Source organism: Malaciobacter halophilus (assembly GCF_002837275.1).
GTDB classification, from domain to species: Bacteria; Campylobacterota; Campylobacteria; order Campylobacterales; family Arcobacteraceae; genus Malaciobacter; species Malaciobacter halophilus.
In genome coordinates, this window is sequence record NZ_NXIF01000069.1 from 1 (window position 1) to 311 (window position 311).

Sequence of the window (311 nt, forward strand, 5' to 3'; positions counted from 1 at the left end):
ATGTTAGATTTAGCGATAATAGGTGGAGGGCCAGCAGGATTAACAGCTGGATTGTATGCCACAAGAGGTGGATTAAAAGATGTAGTAATGTTTGAGATGGGGATGCCAGGAGGACAAATCACTGGAAGTTCAGAAATCGAAAACTATCCTGGACAAGAAAAGGTTATGTCTGGTTTAGATTTAATGCAATCTTGGCCAGAGCAAGCTATGAAGTTTGGTTTAAAACATGAAATGAAGAAAATTACTTCTGTTGTTAAAAATGATGATATTTTTACTTTAACTTCTGAAGATGGTAATACATTTGAATCTAA

General features: G+C 35.4%; 1 protein-coding gene. It reads left to right on the forward strand.

From position 1 onward, the window contains the following. Positions 1-311 (forward strand): FAD-dependent oxidoreductase (locus CP960_RS13025; RefSeq protein WP_119184493.1); only part of this gene is annotated, 311 nt, incomplete at both ends.